Consider the following 3,542-nt stretch of genomic DNA (forward strand, 5'->3'; position numbering starts at 1 on the left):
CTTCTTATTCTTGGCGCCTTTACCGGCAGCGCGCTCGCCAGGCTTTGCCTGTCGCGCGCCTTCGCGCCCTTCCTGAAGGCATTGCCGCTCTCGCTTCGGGAGGGCCGGCGCATGGCGGCGGTGGCGACATTTGCGATGGGCGTTCCGCTTGTCGTGGCCGTCACGGCGGCGGTCGGTCTTGGCTGCGCCGTCATCGCAAAACCACTCGCCCCGGTCTGGGGTCTCGGCGCCGCCATCCTGTTTGGCGCCGGTTTTTGCGCGGCGGCCGTCCTGCGTCTGCAGTGCGCTCGCGACCTCGTCCCCATCAACAATTCCGATCTGGCGAGGGATCCAAGCGGGCGCCGGCCCTGGCTCGGTGCCTTCGATCGTTCCGCACCAGCCTGGCTCTCCAGCTGGGCCTGGGGTTTGCCGGCTGGCCATGTGCCCTTTTCCTGGCGACTGGTGGGCGCGGCCACCTTCTTTGGTGTCGTCGCGGTGCTTTCCGCCGCCATCAGCTTCGTTCGTCACGATGCGGTGCCGGCGGCAATGGCGGGCCTGACCGGCGGCCTTCTCGTCTTCATGCTGAGCGCGCGCTTCCATCCGCTCGGCTCGCCGGTACTGCGCACGGCTCCAATCGGCTTTGTCAGGACGTGGCTGCGGCTGGCGCGGCTGCCCCTGCAATTGTCGCTTTGCTTCTTTCTCATGCCGGCAGGTGCTGCCCTGGCGGCGGAGCCATCGGCTTGGGCGATGCCGCTCGCCAGTGGCTTGTGGCTGCTGGCGCTGAACGGCGCCTATGCGGTGTTCGCCGCCTATTTCATGACCGCGCCGTTCGTCGCCGCGCTGAGCTTCCTCAGCGCCATCGCCTACACCAGCTACGAATCGCTCGAATATGGGCGCACAGTGCTGATCGGCTTTGCCGCCCTTGTCCTGTTCCTGTGGCATCGGGCGCAACGGAGATACCGCCATGGATAGCAGCGAGATACTCGCGGTTCGCGGGCTCAGCGCCGGCTACGGTGGCCACGCGGTCGTCAGCGGTATCGATCTATCGCTCGCCCGAGGCGATATCCTTGGCCTGCTTGGCGCCAACGGCTCGGGCAAGTCCACCTTGCTCAGGGCGATCACCGGCCAGATCCGGCCGCTCGGGGGGACCGTGGCGATCGGCGGCGCCGACCTTGCCGGCGCACCGGAACGCGCCAAGTCCGGCTTCGGCCTTGCCATGGATCCATCCGACCTGCCGGCGGCGCTGACCGGGCGGCAGTATCTCCAGCTCGTCGCCTCGATCCGCGGCTGTGCCGAAGACGGATGGCCTGGCGTCAATGTCGCCGAACGGCTCGGGCTCAAGCGCTGGATCGACCGGCTAATCGCCGAATATTCGCTCGGCACGCGGGCGAAGATCGCCATCGCCGCGGCCCTGCTTGGCGCGCCGCCGCTGCTGATCCTCGACGAGTCCCTGAACGGCCTTGATCCGCTTGCCGCCTTCGAGGTCAAACGCGTCATCCTTGCATTGGCGGCGAGCCAAGCCGTCATCATCTCCACCCACGTGGTCGAAGCGGTTCCCGGCCTGTGCAACCGCGCGGTGCTTCTAGCCGGGGGCAGCATTGCCCTAGAGTGGAATGCACGGCAGTTGGCCGAGGCCAGCCACGCGCCCGGCGCCTTTGAGCTCCACGTTATGCAGGCGCTGTCGGAACCCATGACCTGGCGAAGGAGGTAGTGGCAAAGGCATCCCGAACTACCGGAATGAGGCGCAAAGCTGCCAACCGGGGCGTAAGTAAATGGCTCGCTCAGCTTCTTGAATCAATTTGGGCGAACCGCTTCGCAACCCAATAACGATTATGTTAGTCGCTGATGGACGTCGTCTTTTCACAAAATCAATCAATTAGCGGATGGTTCGCGCAGCAATATCCTTCGTATGTCCTCGTATGGTGTGGCCCAAAGAAGAGACGTGATTAATATAGACCAAAAGCACTACCGCTGACTCGGTTATGTGGGAGTGACGCATTACTGACACGAACTTCTGAGGTTCGATTTTTCAACGCCAAGGCAAAAGCGATTTGTCAACCGGACAAGTTCCCCGCCCCGTTCGGCGACAATCTTGCCGCGCTCGTCCGGCCGCGCGTTTGAAAGCGCTTTCCACAGCTGGGTTTGCCGCTCGCAGAGATCTGCGAGGTCGAAGCATTCCTGTGCCGTCAGTTTCAACAGGTCGCCGGCCGTTGCCGGCCCGATGCCGGGGGGCGTGGTTGATCCTCTAGAAAGGTACCCTGACGGCACGGTGCCTTTTGCGTTGGTCACCGATTTGCGGCAGATGATATCGAAGATCTGATCCACGGCCTGCTTGGCGCCGGCGACGCGCGAAGGGTGATCCGTATCGGCCGCGGCGTGGGGCAGGAGTTCAAGTTTGTCGCCATGCTTCTCGACCAGATCGAGGTAGGGCAGCATCGGGCCGGAGAGGCTGCCGGTCGAAAGATCCATGAAAAGGTCGGCATCGACCGCCGCATGACGAACCCGCCCTGTCTCCAGGGCATTGCCAAGCGCCGCAACCTCGACAAGCTCGCCGCGATCGTAGTTGACCAGTACCGCGCCCTTGTTCATGCATGACAGGACCTCCGTGCCAATAAGCCCGGCATTGGCGTAGCGGCCGGTTTGCGCATCCTGCTTGCCCAGGCCGACATGGACGCTCAGCACATCCGCGCCATCAGCCGCTTCGACGAGATCTGGCGCAAAGACAAAACCCTCGGTTTCGATCCAGTCGCGGTGCCGTGGTCGTGCATGGATCACCACGCGCATGCCGAAGGCGCGGGCGAGCTTGGCGACCTCGCGGCCAATATTGCCGTAGCCGATGACCGCAATCGTCTTGCCTTCGAGCTTTTCGGTGGGGAAATCGCGCAGGTCCCTGCCGGTGTCGAAGGCGCCGCGCGCCACTCGCTCGTGAAGCACGTCCACCGGAAGATCCGGCAGCACTTTCAGGATCGCCTTCATCACCATCTGCGCCGTGGCGCGGCTGTTGATGCCGGGCGTGTTCATCAGCACCGCAGAGCCGCCCTGGCCGCTGCCGCCGCCCCACGAGCGTGAGCCCATGTTTCCGGTGCCGGCCCCGATCCGCACGCCGGCCAGCGGAAAGACGGTCTCCGCGGGCAGGAAGGTCGCGGCGGCGATGACGGCGTCGTAGCGTCCATCGCCCGCGGCTTCGGCCAGTTCCTCGCGGGTGCTGAGGTCCGGCTGGTAGAAGAAATGCACTCGGCCCCGCTCCAGACCAGCTTTGTCGCCAAGCGCGGATAGGTGAAAGCGGCCGCCCCTGGCTTCGATATGGGCACGCACTTCGCTCGGGTCGGGTCTGCCGTCAGGCCCAAAGCGCAGGCCAATCAGATCGCAGATCAGCATGGTGTAGACGCTTTGCGGATCGATCTGCTCGGCCGCGTCCAAGTTTGTCTTTGCGTTCGCGGTCACGTCATTTCTCCGGCAAGAACGGGTCAAAGTTGGCGGTCACCGGTTGAAACGGCTTCTCAGCCTCCCCAGCGAATAATCTCCGATCAATCAGAACCTATCAGCCTGGAACGGCGTCAGAT

2 protein-coding genes and 1 pseudogene are annotated in these 3,542 nt (G+C 64.0%); 2 read left to right on the top strand and 1 reads right to left on the bottom strand.

The window, feature by feature from the left end; genetic code table 11:
- Positions 1–951: hypothetical protein (locus EN991_RS27985; protein WP_127369967.1), on the top strand; the 951-nt coding region annotated here is incomplete at its 5' end.
- Positions 944–1,690, top strand: a complete 747-nt coding sequence (locus EN991_RS27990; protein ID WP_127369968.1) for an ABC transporter ATP-binding protein — start codon at positions 944–946, stop codon at positions 1,688–1,690. The genes EN991_RS27985 and EN991_RS27990, both read left to right, overlap by 8 nt.
- Positions 1,691–1,977: 287 nt before the next feature.
- Here EN991_RS27990 and EN991_RS27995 read toward each other — a convergent pair.
- A pseudogene (locus EN991_RS27995) lies at positions 1,978–3,363 on the bottom strand (NAD(P)-dependent oxidoreductase); the annotation flags it as partial.
- Positions 3,364–3,542 lie beyond the last annotated feature (179 nt).

Origin of the sequence: Mesorhizobium sp. M7A.F.Ca.US.005.03.2.1, assembly GCF_003997795.1 — a bacterium.
GTDB lineage: Bacteria > Pseudomonadota > Alphaproteobacteria > Rhizobiales > Rhizobiaceae > Mesorhizobium > Mesorhizobium ciceri.